Source organism: Endozoicomonas sp. ALD068, from assembly GCF_049310145.1.
Classification (GTDB): Bacteria; Pseudomonadota; Gammaproteobacteria; order Pseudomonadales; family Endozoicomonadaceae; genus Endozoicomonas_A.
The window spans coordinates 2090230-2108927 of sequence record NZ_JBLYNU010000004.1 but is presented as its reverse complement, the minus strand read 5'-3'; the positions used below and the strand labels follow the sequence as shown (position 1 = coordinate 2108927).

Below are 18698 nucleotides of genomic sequence, written 5' to 3'. Positions count from 1 at the left end.
ATATTCTGTTTGCAAAAGGTTCCTTATGACCTTTCGTAGGTGACAATGTGAGTACGAGTATCCCTCTTGAGCCCCGTTTTTGGGCAATTGTTCCTGCCGCTGGAGTGGGGCGTAGAATGCAGAGTACAATCCCCAAGCAGTATCTTGAGATTCATGGTCGCACCTTAATAGAACACACTCTTGAACGTCTGCTGGGTTTTTCTGTGTTGGAGAAACTGATTGTTGTGATTGGTGCTGAAGATGAGTACTACAAAAATATTGAGATGTTGCGGGATTCGCGAATTATGTTGGTGCAGGGAGGGGATGAGCGTTACCATTCCGTCTTGAATGGGCTGAAGGCTTTGTCCGAGTTGGCAGATGCCGAGGATTGGGTGATGGTGCATGATGTGGCCAGACCTTGTATTCGTCATTCCGATCTGGAGTGGCTTGTGAAACAGTTAGCTGGCCACGCCACCGGCGGTTTGTTGGGAATGCCTGTCAGAGATACTATGAAGCGCACTTCTTCTTCTGGCGAAGTGACTGAGACCGTGGATCGGGATGAGCTTTGGCATGCCCTGACCCCGCAGATGTTTCGAATGAAGCTGCTTTACGATGCACTCAAAAAAGCGCTGGATGACGGAATGCCCGTCACGGATGAAGCCAGTGCTATTGAATACGCTGGATTCAAGCCGCTGATGATCGAAGGGCACAGCGATAATATCAAGGTGACCCGTAGCGCTGATTTGACACTTGCAGCCCTCTACATACAACAGCAAGATAAACTGATTGAGACAGTATGATGCGAATTGGTCACGGTTTTGATGTGCACCGCTTTTCCGATGAAGTGGCGGCTGATGCCAGCATTGTGTTGGGCGGGGTCACTATTGAACACAGCCATAAGCTTTTAGCCCATTCTGATGGCGATGTTCTCCTTCATGCCGTTTGTGATGCATTACTGGGAGCGGCTGCTCTGGGTGATATCGGTCAGCATTTTCCGGATACAGATCCAAGGTATAAGGGAATCGACAGCCGACAGCTTCTCAAGCATGTGGTGACATTGATTCATGAGAATGGCTACCAGGTAGTCAACGTCGACAGCACTATTGTTGCCCAGACACCAAAAATGGCTGCTTATATTCCTGCCATGAAAGAAAATATCTCCAGAGATCTTCAGATCGAAACTGAAGCTGTCAATGTAAAAGCAACGACAACTGAGAAGTTGGGCTATACCGGGAGAGAAGAAGGTATAGCAGTTCATGCGGTGGTGCTTCTGACTCATAGCAAAGGCCTTTTTTGTTGATCCGTTTGCGCTATACCCGAAAGATTATTGTTTAATGAATCAAATTTCTTACACACCATCCTGGTCTTATTGCTGGGGTGGTCCACTGGGGCAGTGCGCTTTCAAGTCTCTGCCTGAGGATTTCATCGTTGAAGAAGAGCTGCCCTTTCTTCCGGAAGGTGAAGGGGAGCATGCCTATGTCAATGTTCAGAAAACCGGAGAAAATACCGATTGGGTAGCGGGGCGGCTTTCCAGATTCGCTGGTGTAAAACGCTCTGCAGTCAGCTATGCAGGACGAAAGGATCGCCATGGTGTTACACGTCAGTGGTTTAGTGTCTGGCTGCCCGGGCAGGACTCCCCGGAATGGTCGCAGCTGAATAGCGAATCTTTGCTTATAATTGCCGCCACCCGACATGGTAAAAAGCTCAAGACCGGAGCATTGAAAGGTAATCACTTTATCATCACTTTAAGGCATGTAAATGTGCCGCAGGTGCTGCTGGAAGAACGCTTGAAGTTGATCGCCGGTCAAGGTGTGCCCAACTATTTTGGAGAGCAACGCTTTGGTCATGAGGGCGCTAATGTTGATCGGGCATTGCTGATGTTTACCGACAGTTTCAAGGCTCACAGAAACAAACGCGCAATGTATTTGTCTGCAGCACGTTCCTGGATATTTAATCAGGTCGTTTCTGAGCGTGTCAGTCAGCACAACTGGACCCGCTACCTTGAAGGAGATGTACCCGGTTTTCAGGACAGTGGTAGTTTAATTCTGCGGGACCATGACCAGGACCTGATGACAAGAATTGAATCGGGAGAAGTCTCATTGACCGCGCCTCTCTGGGGTCGAGGGGAGTTGCTTTCAGGATCGGATTGCAGAAAGATGGAAGAAGAGATTTCTGCACGCAACCTGTTGTTGTGTGAAGGTTTGGAGCAGGCAGGTATAAAGCAGGAGAGAAGGGCCATCCGTCTGATACCTGCAGCTATGAGCTGGAAATGGTTATCAGATGATTGTGTTCAACTTCAATTTTCTCTTCCAAAAGGCTGTTTTGCAACAGCAGTATTGAGGGAAGCTTTAGAATGTATAGAAGGATGTTTCGGTGAGAATACTGCTCAGTAACGATGATGGTGTTTTAGCTACTGGGTTATCCACCCTGTACAGTTCGCTCGATGGCCTGGGTGAGAGAATTGTCTTTGCTCCTGATAGGAACAGTTCGGGCTTGAGCAGTTCATTGACCCTGGGTCGTCCCCTGAGGGTGACTGAGCATTCCAATGGTTTCAACAGTGTTGATGGAACTCCGGCTGATTGCGTTCATTTGGCGGTCAATGCGCTGTTGGAACAAGAGCCGGATATTGTTGTTTCAGGCATCAATCATGGCCCCAACCTGGGTGATGATGTTCTTTATTCAGGGACAGTAGGTGCTGCTATGGAAGGTCGTTTCATGGGCTTACCTGCCATTGCTGTGTCTGCCTGTGGCAAAAGTGAACAAGGCTTCATCACAGCAGGAAGGGTGGTCAGAGAATTGATCCCCAGACTTGAGCAATTATCTCTGCCAGAAAGAACCATTTTAAATGTTAATGTGCCCGATAGGCCTTATGAAAAGCTCCAGGGGCTGGCAGTGACTCGTTTGGGGCACAGGGAAAGGCCTGAAAAACCTGTTAAAGTATTGGACCCCAGGGGAAAGCATGTCTATTGGATTGCTCCTGTTGGTAAAGAACAGGACGCGGGTGAGGGTACTGATTTCCATGCAATTGCTGAAGGTTTAGTCTCAGTAACACCCCTTCAGTACGACCAGACTCATCATGCAACGCTCTCTGCGCTCAGTGAATGGCTGGGCAGATGATATGAAAGAGGTTGATATTCATGGTATAGGAATGACCTCCCGGAGAACCCGGGAGCGTCTTATCCATCGACTTTCAGATCAGGGGATTGACTCTGTCGAGGTTCTGGAGGTCATTCGACATACACCGAGACATCTGTTTGTGGACGAAGCGCTATCCCACAGAGCTTATGAAGATACTGCCTTGCCTATTGGTTTCGGGCAGACACTGTCGCAGCCGTATATTGTGGCCAGAATGACAGAGGCTCTCATGGCAGCAGGTCCACTCAACAGAGTACTTGAAATAGGCACGGGTTCTGGTTACCAGACAGCGGTCCTATCGCCGCTGGTAAAAAAAATATACTCCGTTGAGCGTATCAAACCCCTCCATGAACGAGCGAAGAAATTGCTTAAAGCACTTTCTATTCACAATGCTCAGTTTAAACTTAGCGACGGTGGTATGGGTTGGTCAGTCATGAGCCCCTTTGATGGAATCATTGTGACAGCTGCCCCGGATCAGATACCTGAAGAGCTATTACAGCAGTTGTCCGAAGATAATGGTCGTCTCATCGTTCCTGTTGGAGGTCGCAGTGTTCAGGATTTATTGCGGATCACCCGTCAGGGAGATACCTTCAAGAAAGAAATGCTTGAAGCTGTGCGGTTTGTGCCATTACTGGATGGGATTCAGAAGTAATACACTCCTTTGTATCTCAAGAATGAAAACCAGTCGGGTCGCTCTTAAAAGATAAACGGGTCTCTTGCTGATTTATGCATTACAGAATAAGACAGGTTGGATTATGTCAAAGATGAAAGAAAGTCTGGGTATTCTGCTCAAGGGGGTGGCGATGGGGGCTGCCGATGTTGTTCCCGGGGTTTCAGGAGGTACTATTGCTTTTATCACTGGTGTCTATGATCGTCTGTTAAATGCTTTGAAGAGTATCAATCCCGGTTTGCTGGTCAAGCTCAAATCCGGAGGGGTTGCTGAATGCTGGAAGCATATAGATGGGAGTTTTCTGGTTCTGCTGTTTGGCGGTGTGTTGATTAGTATAGTGAGTTTTTCGCATCTTATTACGTACCTGCTGGAAAGTTACCCGGAACTCATATGGTCTTTCCTCTTTGGTCTGATATTGATTTCAGGGATTCATATGCTAAAACAGATAAAGCATTGGACTGTCGCTTCTATGATACTTCTTATGCTTGGCTGTGGTGTCTCCTATTTTATCGGGACGCTGACGCCTACATCTCTGACTCCTTCTTATCTGATGTTGTTCTTTGCTGGTTGCATTGCTATTTCTGCGATGATTTTGCCGGGCATTTCTGGCAGTTTTATCCTGTTATTGATGGGATTATACCCTGCTGTTTTGGCTGCCGTGAAAGATCTGGATATTCTGTTGCTGGTGATTTTTGGATCTGGATGCATTGTCGGGTTGCTGACATTTTCTCATATCCTCTCCTGGTTGTTAAAGCAGCATCGTGATCTGACTCTGTCTTATCTGACAGGGCTGATGCTCGGTGCCTTGGGAAAAGTATGGCCGTGGAAAGAAACCCTGGAAACGAGAATAAACAGTTCGGGGCAGGAAGTTCCCTTCCTGGAAAGAAATATTTCTCCCTGGACGTATGAAGCGCTTTCTGGTCAGTCGGCTTACCTGTTGCCATCCATTACTTTAATGTTCTCAGGTATTTTGCTGGTTGTTCTGCTTGAGAAATTCAGTAATCGTTTTACTGAAAATTAACTATTGGGCTCTCTTGCTGCATAAGTGAGCAATTAATTCTTAATAGTTGTCAAGGGTTGGTTGCTGCTCCCGGCTGTTCTAAAGATTCTTTGCAGAATTGTGTGTTGGTGTCCTGGTCTCACTAACTAAATACATTCCTGACAGACAGTCTGGAAGGTGGCTGATATGAAAAGAATGTTTCGGTACTGATGATCCTTTGTAGGTAAACTGCGCTGAGATATAGGCGTTATCACTTTTTTTGATATATTTTTTTAGATTAAGAAAATTTAAATATATCCTAATTTATTATATTGTGGGACGTGCCTCGGAGGCTGAGTATGGAGCAGAGTCAATGACAGGTGATCGTCTTGGGCAAGAAATTAATTTGAGTGTTTGCTCAAGAATATTCGGTTGGATAGTATTGACTCTGTTACTGTCAGGGTGTTCTCATGACCCTTCCTCAGTTCAGGTTAAAGAGCTCAGGTTACCCCCCAAAGTAGTTAGTGGTAGTCATATTGTCCGTGGCGGCGAAACTCTTTTTTCAATAGCTTGGCTTTATAGTAGAGATTACAAAGAGTTAGCTGCTGTCAATGGAATACGTTCACCTTACACGATCTTTCCGGGCCAACATATCAATTTGACTTCCTCGAGCTATGTATCTCACTCTCCAGGTCCTGTAATAAAGAGCACAACCATTTCATCCAAGTCTGCTGCGGTTAAAAAAACAACAGTAAAAATGCCTGTGAAAGTAGAACGATCATCCAATATTTCAAGTTGGCGCTGGCCGGCCAATGGAAAAGTGGTACAGGGATACCACAACGGCAATGGGCTGAATAAAGGGATTGATATCAGAGGCAAATTGGGAGAGCCTGTAAGTGCAGCTGCCGCTGGTGAGGTGGTTTACGCGGGTAGTGAGCTCGCTGGCTATGGCAAGCTGATCATTATGAAACATAACAACAGCTATCTGAGCGCTTACGCTCACAATAAGGAGTTGCTTGTGCGTGAAGGAGACTCAGTTAAAGCAGGCCAGAAGATAGCCGAAATAGGTTCTACAGGAACGACAGAGCCTAAGCTGCATTTTGAAATTCGGCATAATGGCAAACCGGTCGACCCGATGCGATTCCTGCCTGTACGCTGATTTCATTCTGCGGTGTCGGTAGAGGGATCTCACGGGTGTCGACTCAACTCTCAGTTGGTTGTTCGACAGACAGTGGGGCTTTCGGATAGGACTGACTCTTATGGCAGCAAAGAGGGAAGACTCAGAGCAAAATAATTTTGCTGAGGATTTTACCCAGGGAAAGAGTGAAATTGATAACGTGTTGGACTCTGATCTCAATCAAAATGAAGAAGTTGAAGAGAAAGAGCCTGCACAGCAGACACTTACACCGAGCGCGTCAGATTACAGTAGGGCCCGTCGTGATGATGACGGTTTCTATAAATCCATTGATGCCACTCAGCTCTACCTCAACGAGATAGGCTTTTCACCTCTGCTAACACCAGAGGAAGAGGTGCATTATGCGCGTCTTGCCCGTCGAGGTGTTGAAGCGGGCAGGCGTCGTATGATTGAAAGTAACTTGCGCCTGGTTGTGAAGATCTCAAGGCGGTATGTGAATCGTGGACTGACACTACTGGATCTTATTGAAGAAGGAAATCTGGGTCTCATCAGGGCGGTTGAAAAATTCGATCCTGAGCGTGGGTTCCGTTTTTCAACATACGCCACCTGGTGGATTCGTCAGACAATTGAGCGGGCCATCATGAATCAGACGCGCACCATTCGTCTGCCTATTCATGTGGTCAAGGAACTCAATGTTTACCTCAGGGCGGCTCGAGAGCTGACTCAAAAGCTGGACCATGATCCTACCCCGGAAGAAATTGCGCAACTGCTGGATAAACCAGTCGATGACGTTAAAAGGATGCTGGGGCTTAATGAGCGTGTCACTTCTGTTGATACCCCATTGGGTCCGGATTCTGATAAGTCCATCCTTGATACCATCTCTGATGAGAAGGAGTCTGATCCAGCGGAATTGCTTCAGGATCTTGATCTTAATGACAGTTTGGACAAGTGGCTGGGAGAGCTTTCTGAAAAGCAGCGTGAAGTGGTGGCCAGAAGGTTTGGTTTAAGGGGCTACGAAACCAGTACCCTTGAAGAAGTGGGTAAGGAAATTGGTTTGACAAGAGAGCGAGTCAGGCAAATACAGGTTGAGGCTCTTAAGCGATTGCGCTCGATCCTTGAGAAACAGGGGTTGTCCGGGGAGTCTCTTTTTAGCTGATAGCAGTGCCTTGATAATAAAAAAGCCATGATCTTGGGGTCATGGCTTTTTGTTTGGGAAAGAGTTAACGCCCGAATCATTGAAAGCAGTAATCAAGGTCGTTCTGCACACTTTTCCTATAGTGATCTTCTTGGTTCTATCGTTCCAGATGTTCAAGCTTACCTTTAACGCCATCCCATTTTTCCGCGTCGGGGAGTGCATCTGTTTTTTCTGTAATGTTATCCCAGACGTCAGCAAGTACGGCGTTGAGTTCAATAAACTCCTGCTGATCTTCCGGTACCTCATCCTCGGAGAAGATCGCATTGGCTGGGCACTCAGGCTCACAGAGGGCGCAGTCGATACATTCGTCCGGGTGGATGACCAGAAAGTTGGGTCCTTCGTAAAAACAATCTACGGGACACACTTCCACGCAATCGGTGTATTTGCACTTTATGCAGTTTTCACCCACTACGAAAGTCATGATGGTTACACTCCGTTTGTTCAGGCTGATGATAAGTCAGTCACAATACATTCATGAAATGTCACCATCAGGAATGACATTTCCAATCGCATATCCCTGACTGGTTTGACGCAAGGCCTAACCAGTCGAGGCGACAAGTCTACCAGTATTGTTTCTAAGGTAGTAGTTTAACCAGTTATGAGCATAGTCAGTTTTGCGCAATCAGTGACTTGAGGTCGTACAGCAACCCGAGAGCCTGACGGGGTGACAGGTTGTCAGGGTTGAGATCTTTGAGTGCTTCGACGGCCGGATGTGGTTGTGAAGCTGCAAACATATCTGCCTGAGTCGGGTTCTCATGACAACCCTTTTTGGCCTGTTTTGGGGGCTGTCGCATAGCCTGATCAGTTGAGCCTTCTTCCAATTGTTGCAACCTGGATCGCGCCTGAGAGACTACATTTCTCGGGACGCCAGCTAGCTGAGCCACTTGTAAACCGTAACTCTGGCTGGCAGGGCCATCCTGAACCGAGTGCAAAAATACAATTTTATCGTCGTGTTCTGTAGCATTCAGATGAACGTTGGCAACTGAGCTGCACTCGTCTGGTAGTTGAGTCAGCTCAAAATAGTGAGTGGCGAACAGTGTGAATGCCTTGACGGTGTCGGCCAGGTGATGAGCGCAGGCCCAGGCCAGTGACAAGCCATCGAATGTGCTGGTTCCCCGACCCACTTCATCCATCAAAACCAGGCTGCTTGCTGAGGCGTTATGCAGAATATTGGCTGTTTCAGTCATTTCCACCATAAACGTGGATCGTCCCCCGGCCAGGTCATCGGATGAGCCTATTCGGGTGAATATTCTGTCTACCAGACCAATTTTTGCGTGGTTGGCAGGAACAAAACTCCCTACGTGGGCTAATAAGACGATCAGTGCCGTTTGCCTCATATAGGTCGATTTACCACCCATGTTTGGGCCAGTGATAACAAGCATTCTTTTTGTTGCATGCAGGTCTACATTGTTGGCGACAAAGGGCTCAGTTAACACCTGTTCGACAACCGGGTGGCGACCATCTTCAATATGAATGCCAGGATCCGGGCTCAGTTCTGGCTGGCAGAAGTTCAGAGTCTCAGCTCTTTCTGACAAGTTGTTCAGAACGTCCAGTTCAGAGATGCTCATGGCTGTTTCCTGAAGAGGGCCCAGTGCTTCCAGAAGATTAACCAGTAATTCGTCGTAAAGTGCTTTCTCCCTGGAAAGCGCTCTGCTTTTGCTGGACAGAGCCTTATCTTCGAACTCTTTTAATTCCGGTGTGATGAAACGTTCTGTATTTTTCAGTGTCTGGCGACGTATGTAGTCTACCGGAGCGTCTTCAGACTCTCTTCGGCTGAGTTCAATGTAATAGCCATGAACCCTGTTAAAGCCGACCTTCAGGCTAGGTAGCCCTGTTTTCTCCTTCTCTCTTTTTTCCAGTTCAACAAGATAATCGCCTGCGTTCTGACTGAGAGCACGAAACTCATCCAGTTCTGTGTCAAAGCCCTCCGCAATGACGCCGCCGTCTCTGATGATGACGGGCGGATTTTCGATAATGGCCCGGCTCAGTAGATCTGTAACCTGAGGGTGTTCACTGATGGCTTCAGCCAGCTTATGAATGTCCTCATTGTCGATCGTTTTGAGAATGGATTGCAGCTCAGGCAGCTGATTTAGAGCATCTCTCAGACGAGCCAAATCTCTTGGACGGGCTGATTTTAATGCTACTCTGGCAAGAATACGCTCAATATCGCCAATGCCGCGAAGCAAGGGTTGAATCTGCTCGAAGTAATAGCCAGATTTTATTGTTGAGAGAATGGATTGGCGTTTTTGTAACTTATAAAGATTTCTCAGGGGGCGATTCAGCCATCTTGAAAGTAATCGGCTGCCCATAGCGGTCGCTGTTTTATCAAGTACTGACAAAAGTGTGTGATCCCGGCCACCATTGAGGTTCTGGGTTAGTTCCAGGTTTTTTCGGCTGGCTGCGTCAAGGACTACGCTTTCTTCGCGAACTTCCTGCCGGATGCTTCGAATGTGGGGCAGGGCAGTTCTCTGTGTTTCCTTGGCGTATTGCAACAGACAGCCTGCCACCTCCAGACCGACTGTTAATGATTCGCAGTCGAATCCTTGCAGGTTTTTGGTTTGAAACTGACGGGTTAATCCTTCATAGGCGCTGTCACGATCAAAGTCCCAGGGCGGGCGTTTGATTGTCCCCGGACGTTCAACAATTCGGACTGGCCATTCAACACTGTCATTGATGAGAATTTCGGCAGGGTTGATACGCTCAACTTCTGCCATCAGCGCTTCTTCACCCTCGACTTCTACTGCTGTAAATTGACCACTGCTGATATCCAGAGAGGCTATTCCATATCGATTTTCTGATCGGGTCAGTGCGGTCAGAAGGTTGTCCTGCTGTTCGTCCAGCAGTGCTTCGTCACTCACTGTACCAGGTGTCAGGATCCGGACGACTTTTCTTTCAACAGGGCCTTTTGATGAAGCCGGGTCGCCAACTTGCTCGCAAATGGCGACAGAAACGCGCAGTCTGACCAGGCGAGCCAGGTAACCCTCTACAGCATGGTAAGGGATACCTGACATGGGAATGGGCTCACCGGCGGACTGTCCACGGGTTGTCAAGGTTATATCCAATAACTCCGCAGCTTTACGGGCATCGTCATAGAAGAGCTCGTAAAAATCTCCCATGCGATAGAATACCAGGTGCTCCCGGTGCTTCTGTTTGATTCGCAGGTATTGCTGCATCATTGGTGTATGCTGACTCTGGGTGTCTTTGCGCTGGCTCATAGATGAGGGTAAGCCTTGAATTCAGGTTGCTGACAAACAATCTGTCATTTTACTATGAAAAGCTGGCTGTTTTCATGGCAACAATGGTTTATCTTTAGCTATTGGCAGCTGCGGGCAGTTGAATGTATGTCTGACCCGATTCAAAAAAACTCTTCCTATTTGACCCAGAGGCGAAATTGATGTCCGGAGATTTTGACAAAAAGCTGCTGCTGCTGGCTGGAAAACTTCAGGCTGGAAACTTGAAAGTGGCTGCTGCTGAATCCTGTACTGGTGGCTGGCTCAGTCAGGTTTTTACTTCTCTTGCCGGTAGTTCATCCTGGTTTGAAGGCGCCATTGTCAGCTACTCCAATGCTATGAAACACAAGTTTCTGGGTGTGCCTGTTGCGCTGATTGATCGTTACGGTGCTGTCAGTCAGCCTGTTGTGGAAAGCATGGCATTGGGTGCTGTCAAGCGCCTTTCTGTACCCTTGAGTGTTTCCATTTCTGGCGTTGCTGGCCCTGAAGGTGGGACTGATGAAAAGCCGGTGGGTACAGTATGGGTTGGCTGGTGTTTTAACGATCAGGTAACGACTGAGGTCTTTCACTTTTCCGGAGACAGGGAGCAAGTGAGAAGACAGGCCGTTGATGTCGCTCTGGACGGCTTGATTAAACTGGCGGATAGAATTTCCAGATAAATGCTGGACAAATATACAGATAGTGTTTAAATATACAGTATCTAAAGATTTGAATACTTAAAGAATAGTGGCCTGTACTAAAAGGGTGGATTTGAATAATGGATGAGAACAGAAAGAAAGCATTAACGGCGGCTCTGGGTCAGATTGACCGCCAGTTTGGTAAAGGAACGGTCATGCGCATGGGTGACCAGAAGCAGGAAGCCATTCCAGCTATCTCTACAGGCTCATTACAACTGGACATAGCGTTGGGAATAGGGGGGCTACCAAAGGGTCGTGTAGTTGAGATTTTTGGTCCTGAATCTTCTGGCAAGACCACACTGACGCTCAGTGTAATTGCAGAAGCTCAGAAGCAGGGTGCTACCTGTGCTTTCGTAGATGCTGAGCACGCTCTGGATCCTCAGTACGCTGGCAAGCTGGGTGTGGATGTTGATGACCTCTACGTTTCGCAGCCTGATACCGGAGAGCAGGCACTGGAAATTACGGACATGTTGGTTCGTTCCGGTGCGGTTGATGTCATTGTTGTAGACTCCGTTGCGGCTCTGGTTCCCAAAGCTGAAATCGAGGGGGATATGGGTGACTCTCATGTCGGCCTTCAGGCACGCTTGATGTCTCAGGCTCTGCGAAAAATCACGGGTTCTATCAAACAGGCAAACTGTTTGGTTATTTTCATCAATCAGATTCGTATGAAGATTGGTGTAATGTTTGGTAACCCCGAGACTACCACGGGTGGTAATGCTCTTAAGTTCTATTCTTCTGTTCGTCTGGATATTCGCAGAACCGGTGCAGTGAAGCAGGGTGATGAAATTACTGGTAATGAAACCCGGGTCAAGGTGGTCAAGAACAAGGTTTCTCCTCCCTTCCGTCAGGCTGAGTTCCAGATTCTTTACGGTCAGGGTATTTATCACATGGGTGAAGTGATTGACTTGGGCGTTAAACAGAAGTTGGTCGAGAAATCCGGCGCCTGGTACTCCTACAAAGGTACGAAAATTGGTCAGGGTAAGGCCAATGCTGCTCAATATCTGACCGACAATCCAAAGATTGCTGAAGAGATAGAAGCACAGATTCGAGCTGAATTGTTGGGTTCTGCAGAACCTGGGTCTGAAGCCTCTGCAAAATCAGATGCAAAGCATCAGGATGAACTTCTGACGGAATAAGTTTTGGAAGTCTTTGACAAAGATATTCGCCGTGCTGGCATGGATTTGCTGGCACGCCGTGAACACAGTTTTCAGGAGCTTCAGCAAAAGCTCAGTCGGCGTTACCCTGATTTTGATGTGGTTCCTGCACTTGAGAGATTACAAGACGAAGGTCTCCAAAGTGATGAGCGCTTTATCGAGAGTTATGTTCGTTCAAAAACAGAAAAAGGATATGGCCCCGTCAGAATACGCTCTGATTTGCGCAGGAAAGGCCTTGCTGATCAAGTAATCTCATCTTTTCTGTTTGAGGACGATGATGTCTGGCTGGAGATGGCAAGATCCAGTAGGTGTCGCAAATTTGGTAATAACTTGCCCGCTGGAGCGGGGGAAAGATCTAAACAGTATCGGTTTCTGGCGCAGAGAGGCTTTACCAGTCTTCAGATTTCAAATTGTCTAAAGCAGCTATTTTTAACTTAGCCCATATGAACAACATTTAACTTAAACAGAGTCTGCATGGCTGTTTTTCTTTCCCTTCTATATAATGTCCGTCTTTTATAGATTGCTGTTTAATCTCCCGTTTGGAAGACTTGTATGACTCGTGTGAAATATATGAAAAGTGCTGAGATTCGCTCTGCTTTTCTTGAATACTTCAGAGAAAATGGGCATGAAGTCGTACCCAGTAGTTCTCTGGTGCCTCACGACGATCCAACCCTGCTGTTCACCAATGCAGGTATGAACCAGTTTAAGGAAGCATTCCTCGGCAGGGAACAGCGAGCATATACACGAGCAACCTCGTCCCAAAAGTGTGTTCGTGCTGGTGGTAAGCACAATGATCTTGAAAATGTGGGCTACACTGCCCGTCATCACACCTTTTTTGAAATGCTGGGTAACTTCAGTTTTGGTGACTATTTCAAGCAGGACGCCATTCGTTTTGCCTGGACTTTCCTGACTGAAAAACTGCAACTGCCCGTTGAGCGTCTCTGTGTTACGGTTTATGAATCAGACGATGAGGCTTATGACATCTGGCTTAATGAGATCGGTGTTGCTGCTGAAAATATCATTCGTATTGGTGACAACAAAGGAGCTCCGTACGCCTCTGACAACTTCTGGCAGATGGGAGATACCGGTCCTTGCGGACCTTGCACAGAAGTCTTCTATGATCACGGTGATCATATCTGGGGTGGTCGACCCGGAACTCCGGACGAAGATGGCGATCGTTTTATTGAAATCTGGAACATTGTCTTCATGCAATACAACCGTCAGGTGGATGGACTGATGGAACCTTTGCCCAAGCCATCGGTGGATACAGGTATGGGGCTGGAAAGGATTTCTGCGATTATGCAGGGAGGGCATAGTAACTATGATATTGATATCTTCCAGAACCTGTTGAATGATGCTTCCGGAATTCTGGGTGGTGTACCAACACCAGAGGCTTCACTGCGCGTTATTGCCGATCATATCCGTTCAAGCTCATTTATCATTTCCGATGGCGTCGTGCCGTCTAACGAAAGTCGCGGATACACACTCAGACGTATCATCCGTCGCGCATGTCGCCATGGACACAAATTGGGAGCCACTGGGTCGTTCTTCTATAAGCTGGTAGCTTCTCTAGTGCGTGAGATGGGTGATGCTTATCCTGATCTTGCAAAAAATCAGGCGCAGATAGAGAGAATATTGCTACAGGAAGAAGAGCAGTTTGCTAAAACGCTCGATAAGGGAATGAAACTGCTGGAAGGCAAGCTCCAGGGGCTTGAGGATAGTGTTATTCCTGGTGATGTAGTGTTCACGCTTTACGATACCTATGGTTTCCCCGTTGATCTGACCAGTGACATTGCCAGAGAGCGTAAGCTGGCGGTAGATGAAGAAGGTTTCGAGCAGTTACTTGAGGCTCAGCGAGAAAGGGCCCGCGCAGCCAGCAAATTTGGCGTGGACTACAGCGAACAGTTGGTTATTGAGGGAGCTACTGATTTCACGGGCTATGAAAGTCTTCAGGACGGAGCTGAAGTCACTGCTCTGTTTGTTGATGGACAGTCAGTTGATTTTATTTCTGAAGGTCAACAGGCGACGGTCGTTCTGCAGTCAACACCTTTTTATGCAGAATCTGGTGGTCAGGTGGGTGATAGCGGCTCGCTCAGGTTTGAGGGTGGCGAGGTTAAAGTGCTGGACACTCAGAAACAGGGCGACAGTCATCTTCATATCTCAGAAGTATCCCAGGGTAAATTAAAAGTTGGTGATATTGTGAGTGCCTACGTTGATGTTGAAGCCCGAAAGGCAACGGAGCAGAATCACTCTGCCACCCATTTGCTTCATGCTGCACTTCGCAAGGTTCTGGGTGAGCATGTTACTCAAAAAGGCTCTCTGGTAGATCATGACAAACTTCGCTTTGACTTTTCCCACTTTGAAGGGGTTAAGCCAGGAGAACTCCGGGCTATAGAGAGACTGGTTAATCAGCAGATCCGTAATAATAGTCAGGTGGAAACCGAGCTGTTAGATATGAAAGCTGCTCAGGCTAAAGGCGCAATGGCTCTGTTTGGTGAAAAGTACGGTGTAGAGGTTCGCGTGCTTTCTATGGGTTCTGAAGGCTTCTCTGTTGAACTCTGCGGGGGTACTCACGTTAGTCGTACGGGTGATATCGGTTCATTCAGAATTATTTCTGAGTCCGGTATTGCAGCGGGTGTGCGACGCATTGAGGCTGTAACAGGTGTAGCTGCGATTGATTATCAGGAAAAACTGGAAGATACCCTGAAATCGGTCGCAAGTCTGGTAAAAGGTTCTCAGGACAATTTACAAGATAAAGTTTCTTCTCTTCTCGATCGGAATAAAGAACTTGAGAAAGAGCTTCATAAACTTCAACAGAAGCTGGCCTCTGCCGACAGTGCTGACCTTCTGTCCAGGACAATTGATGTCGATGGTGTGAAGTTGCTGGCTACTGAGTTAGAGGGAGTAGACCCTAAGTCTCTCCGTGACATGGTCGATCAGCTGAAAGGTAAGCTCCAGACCGGTATCGTATTTCTGGCTGTCCCTGGCCACTCTAAGTTCCCTCTGGTAGCGGGAGTAACCAAAGATCTTACTGATAGGGTGAAGGCGGGTGACTTGTTGAAAATGGTTGCCAGTCAGGTCAATGGTCGTGGTGGAGGTCGTCCAGACTTTGCTCAGGGTGGTGGTTCAGATGCTTCCAAAATCAAAGAAGCGCTTGAATCTATAGTACCATGGTTACAAGAACGTCTGTAATGTGATCGATTTACCCTGATAAAAAAACGAGCCATATGGCTCGTTTTTTTATCGTAAGCTTTTTTTAATAAAGCTATTCGTGTTAAATTCCGGCGTTGGCTGATTGACGTAGAACGATATAAACATGGCGCTGTTAGTACAAAAATTTGGCGGCACCTCTGTTGGGGACCTGGATCGCATCCAGGGAGTAGCTGACAAGGTGAAAGGGTTCAGGGATAAGGGGCATGATGTCGTTGTCGTTGTCTCAGCAATGAGTGGCGAGACCAATCGACTGACTGATCTTGCGTCCAGTATTCAAAAACAACCCACACCCAGAGAGATGGATGTTCTGCTTTCCACCGGTGAGCAGGTCACAATAGCCCTTCTGGCAATGGCTCTTAATGAGCGTAACTGTCCTGCCCGTTCTTATAACGGTAGTCAGGTTTCCATTGTTACGGATCAGGCTCACACAAAAGCTCGTATACAGCATATAGATACAGAGAAGGTGCGGGCTGACCTTGATCAGGGTCGTGTAGTGATCGTCGCTGGCTTTCAGGGGTGTGATGCTGAAGGCAATGTTACAACTCTTGGAAGAGGCGGCTCCGATACTACAGCCGTTGCTTTGGCAGCTGCTCTTGAGGCAGATGAGTGTCAGATTTATACAGATGTCGACGGTGTTTATACAACCGATCCACGAGTTGTGGAGGGGGCAAGAAGACTGGACAAGATTACTTTTGAAGAGATGCTGGAAATGGCCAGTCTGGGTTCAAAAGTTTTGCAGATTCGGGCGGTTGAGTTCGCTGGAAAATATAATGTCAAACTGAGGGTACTGCATTCCATGCAGGAAGGCCCCGGAACTCTAATTACGATCGACGATGAGGATGTAGCTATGGAATCACCGGTAGTATCTGGTATAGCCTTTAACAGGGATGAAGCGAAAGTTACTATTAAAGGTGTACCTGACATTCCAGGTGTCGCATCCCGAATATTGGGTCCTGTCAGTCAGGCCAACATTGAAGTGGATATGATTGTTCAGAACGTGTCAGATGATCGTACCACTGATTTTACCTTTACTGTGCACCGTAATGATTATCAGAACACTCTTGATGTTTGTGCCAAAGTCTGTAAGGAATTGGGTGCACGCGAATATGACGGTGATGAAAAAATCGCTAAAGTTTCTATCGTCGGTGTGGGTATGAGATCCCACGCAGGTGTCGCCACCCGGATGTTTCAGGCTCTGGCTGCAGAAGGTATCAATATTCAGATCATCTCAACTTCTGAAATCAAAGTTTCCGTTATTATCGCAGAGAAGTATCTCGAGTTGGCTGTAAGGGCTCTTCACTCTGTATTTGAACTGGATAGGGAACCTGTAGAGAGTAGCGAAGTCTAAGGTTGAGTAGGGTATCTTGAAAAGGGAATGCTGCAGTTCAACGTGCTAAACCCGAATGGCTCTGAGACTGGTTTGATCAACAGTCAGGAGGAATATCGGACAAATACACCGTCATTCCCGTCAGGCATGGATTCTTCAACTAGAATGGGTTGTGCCTGTTAAAAACTTACAAAATGTGATTTTTTTGATGACTACATTTCTCTGCTAGTAAAAATACGCATGGAAATGTTGGGTTCGGTGGCTAGACTCTGTTGGCTGAGAGCTTCTCAAGCATGAAACGGTGATCTGGCAGTAGCTGCCTTGCTGAGAAAGTGTTCCCGTATTTGGGGCTAAGGTCAATCAAGCAAAGCATCACCGTGCTCAGGATTGACGGTCGTTGACTTACAGAGATGTAAATAAGGAGATTGTAATGCTGATTCTGACTCGCCGCGTAGGAGAGACCCTGATGGTCGGGGACGAGGTCACTGTCACTGTGCTGGGCGTTAAAGGTAACCAGGTGCGTATTGGAGTCAATGCGCCAAAAGAAGTTGCCGTTCATCGTGAAGAGATCTACCAGAGAATTCAGAAAGAGAAAGAGCACGGGGGTGTTCCGTCTGCCTCTGAGCCTTACTGAGTATCTGGTTTTAACACCGAATTCAGTGAAAAGTACCCGGCTAACAGCCCGGGTATTTTTTTATCTATGAAAAATGTCTCGATTAAGGAGCGATAATGCGTTTGCCGATAAGGTGACAAACTTTAGAACCTTTATAAAAGTCTCTGGTCGTAAGTAAGAAGAAAAAGCTTGCATTCCAGGGTGCGAACAGTAGTATTAATCGCGCATGCGGTGAGGTGGCCGAGAGGCTGAAGGCGCTCCCCTGCTAAGGGAGTATACGGTTTGTAGCCGTATCGAGGGTTCGAATCCCTCCCTCACCGCCAGATTCTTTAATGTTTCCTTTCTCATTAAGATCACAGGGCAGGCTGGTTGTTATCAATCTGCTCCATGCTCTGCTCCAACCTTTGTGATGTGATGCTCCTTCAACTCTAACGATTGAAATACACTTATCGTTGCTCAGTGAATTTCGATAATGCTTTGAAATTTGATAGGGGATTATGGGGTCTTTGCTGCCATAAAAATGTCTTTGAGGAATGTCTCTGAGTTTATCTCGAAAATCTAACGGGTTCAGAGCAGAAGGCATTGGGCTGACTTTATGAAACTGGTTGGTGAAAAACGGGTCGAGGTTGCCAGCCACCGTCAAGATTGAGGCCACGTCATCCCTTTGGGCCGCTGATAACAGAGCCAGAGTGGCCCCTCCTGAGTAACCAATCAACTCGAGTTCTCTATAATTACCCTTTTTCTTCAAATAATCTAAAGCCTCGTTAATGCTTGTCAGAGAAGCCTTGTCGTAGCGGCCAAAAGTCCAGACTGATTTATTGCAGAACTTGGTCATGATGTACTGGCAAGGTCTGCCCAGATAAGCGATATCGGAGTATGGATCCTTCAACATAAGGCTATGAACCAGTCTATTGACCGGTGTTGGGTCGGAAGAGGGTGTACCCCTCTTTAGCCAGGCTTTACCATCTCCTTCTATATAGACCCTTAATCTTTCTTTTCTGGCGTTTTCAGATAGCCATGCCTTGAGGGTGTGGGTTGAAGTGGATATTTCCACAGAGGACAGTTTTTTCGAGTTGGCCAGAAGTTGTGTGGTAGTGGTATTAAAAGGAGCAGGGGAGTGACAGCCAGAGAAAATAAGGCTGAAAGAAAGTATTAAAAGAATGTGCTTCATAGGCAAGTATTTTTTAGAACTAATGTACATTTTTATTTATCGGAAGCTTAGCTCCCTAATATAGTGACTTAACCTGGCAGTTTTTGATTGATACTGTTGTGTTTGTTAAAACATATACGAAAAATTTACCAATGTTTTAATTAATAGGCGCTGGGGGTTAGTTGCAGGTTTCTAAAAGAAAGAATCTTTATATCTATAGAATCTATAGAAAAATTAATAT

General features: G+C 47.0%; 16 protein-coding genes and 1 tRNA gene. 15 read left to right on the top strand and 2 right to left on the bottom strand.

The features are described 5' to 3' along the window. Positions 1-47 precede the first annotated feature (47 nt). The 8 genes from ispD (at position 48) to rpoS (ending at position 7054) form a co-directional block, all read left to right on the top strand. On the top strand, positions 48-779 hold the full coding sequence (gene ispD, locus ACO6V5_RS07555; RefSeq protein WP_422133644.1) for a 2-C-methyl-D-erythritol 4-phosphate cytidylyltransferase: 732 nt from the start codon (positions 48-50) through the stop codon (positions 777-779). Next, positions 779-1279, top strand: a complete 501-nt coding sequence (gene ispF, locus ACO6V5_RS07550) for a 2-C-methyl-D-erythritol 2,4-cyclodiphosphate synthase (protein ID WP_422409556.1) — start codon at positions 779-781, stop codon at positions 1277-1279. Before ispD ends, ispF begins: the two co-directional genes overlap by 1 nt. Positions 1280-1313: 34 nt before the next feature. Continuing rightward, positions 1314-2372 carry a tRNA pseudouridine(13) synthase TruD gene (gene truD, locus ACO6V5_RS07545; protein ID WP_422137908.1) on the top strand — a complete coding sequence of 353 codons (1059 nt, stop codon included), beginning with the start codon at positions 1314-1316 and terminating at the stop codon, positions 2370-2372. Next, a complete protein-coding gene (surE, locus tag ACO6V5_RS07540) occupies positions 2353-3096 on the top strand; it encodes a 5'/3'-nucleotidase SurE (RefSeq protein WP_422133646.1) in 744 nt (247 codons plus the stop codon). The genes truD and surE overlap by 20 nt, the downstream gene beginning before the upstream one ends. A 1-nt stretch (position 3097) precedes the next feature. Next, positions 3098-3766, top strand: a complete 669-nt coding sequence (locus tag ACO6V5_RS07535; RefSeq protein ID WP_422133647.1) for a protein-L-isoaspartate(D-aspartate) O-methyltransferase — start codon at positions 3098-3100, stop codon at positions 3764-3766. A gap of 103 nt (positions 3767-3869) precedes the next feature. Beyond that, entirely contained in the window at positions 3870-4805 is a 936-nt protein-coding gene (locus ACO6V5_RS07530) for a DUF368 domain-containing protein (RefSeq protein WP_422133648.1), read from the top strand. Positions 4806-5136: 331 nt separating this feature from the next. Beyond that, entirely contained in the window at positions 5137-5922 is a 786-nt protein-coding gene (locus tag ACO6V5_RS07525) for a peptidoglycan DD-metalloendopeptidase family protein (protein WP_422133649.1), read from the top strand. 100 nt (positions 5923-6022) lie between these two features. Beyond that, positions 6023-7054, top strand: a complete 1032-nt coding sequence (gene rpoS / locus ACO6V5_RS07520) for an RNA polymerase sigma factor RpoS (protein WP_422133650.1) — start codon at positions 6023-6025, stop codon at positions 7052-7054. A 136-nt stretch (positions 7055-7190) separates the two neighbouring features. Here the strand turns inward: rpoS and fdxA are convergent, their stop codons facing one another. Then, on the bottom strand, positions 7191-7514 hold the full coding sequence (gene fdxA, locus ACO6V5_RS07515) for a ferredoxin FdxA (protein ID WP_257281113.1): 324 nt from the start codon (positions 7512-7514) through the stop codon (positions 7191-7193). Between the two features lie 187 nt (positions 7515-7701). Further along, positions 7702-10269: a DNA mismatch repair protein MutS gene (mutS, locus tag ACO6V5_RS07510; protein WP_422441792.1), complete on the bottom strand. Its 2568-nt coding sequence runs from the start codon at positions 10267-10269 to the stop codon at positions 7702-7704. Positions 10270-10487: 218 nt separating this feature from the next. Between mutS and ACO6V5_RS07505 the strand changes: the two genes are divergently transcribed. From ACO6V5_RS07505 to ACO6V5_RS07475, 7 genes are all read left to right on the top strand, one after another. Continuing rightward, entirely contained in the window at positions 10488-10982 is a 495-nt protein-coding gene (locus tag ACO6V5_RS07505) for a CinA family protein (RefSeq protein WP_422133652.1), read from the top strand. Between the two features lie 98 nt (positions 10983-11080). Then, positions 11081-12136 (top strand): recombinase RecA, encoded by a 1056-nt coding sequence (gene recA / locus ACO6V5_RS07500; protein WP_422133653.1) that lies wholly within the window; start codon positions 11081-11083, stop codon positions 12134-12136. 3 nt (positions 12137-12139) lie between these two features. Beyond that, a complete protein-coding gene (locus ACO6V5_RS07495) occupies positions 12140-12592 on the top strand; it encodes a regulatory protein RecX (RefSeq protein WP_422133654.1) in 453 nt (150 codons plus the stop codon). Between the two features lie 132 nt (positions 12593-12724). Next, entirely contained in the window at positions 12725-15346 is a 2622-nt protein-coding gene (alaS, locus tag ACO6V5_RS07490; RefSeq protein WP_422409558.1) for an alanine--tRNA ligase, read from the top strand. 124 nt (positions 15347-15470) lie between these two features. Then, positions 15471-16715, top strand: coding sequence for an aspartate kinase (locus tag ACO6V5_RS07485; RefSeq protein ID WP_422133655.1), 1245 nt, complete (start codon positions 15471-15473; stop codon positions 16713-16715). A gap of 409 nt (positions 16716-17124) precedes the next feature. Further along, positions 17125-17328 (top strand): carbon storage regulator CsrA, encoded by a 204-nt coding sequence (csrA, locus tag ACO6V5_RS07480; protein ID WP_422133656.1) that lies wholly within the window; start codon positions 17125-17127, stop codon positions 17326-17328. 209 nt (positions 17329-17537) lie between these two features. Continuing rightward, positions 17538-17630: transfer RNA gene (locus tag ACO6V5_RS07475), tRNA-Ser, on the top strand. Positions 17631-18698: the final 1068 nt, after the last annotated feature.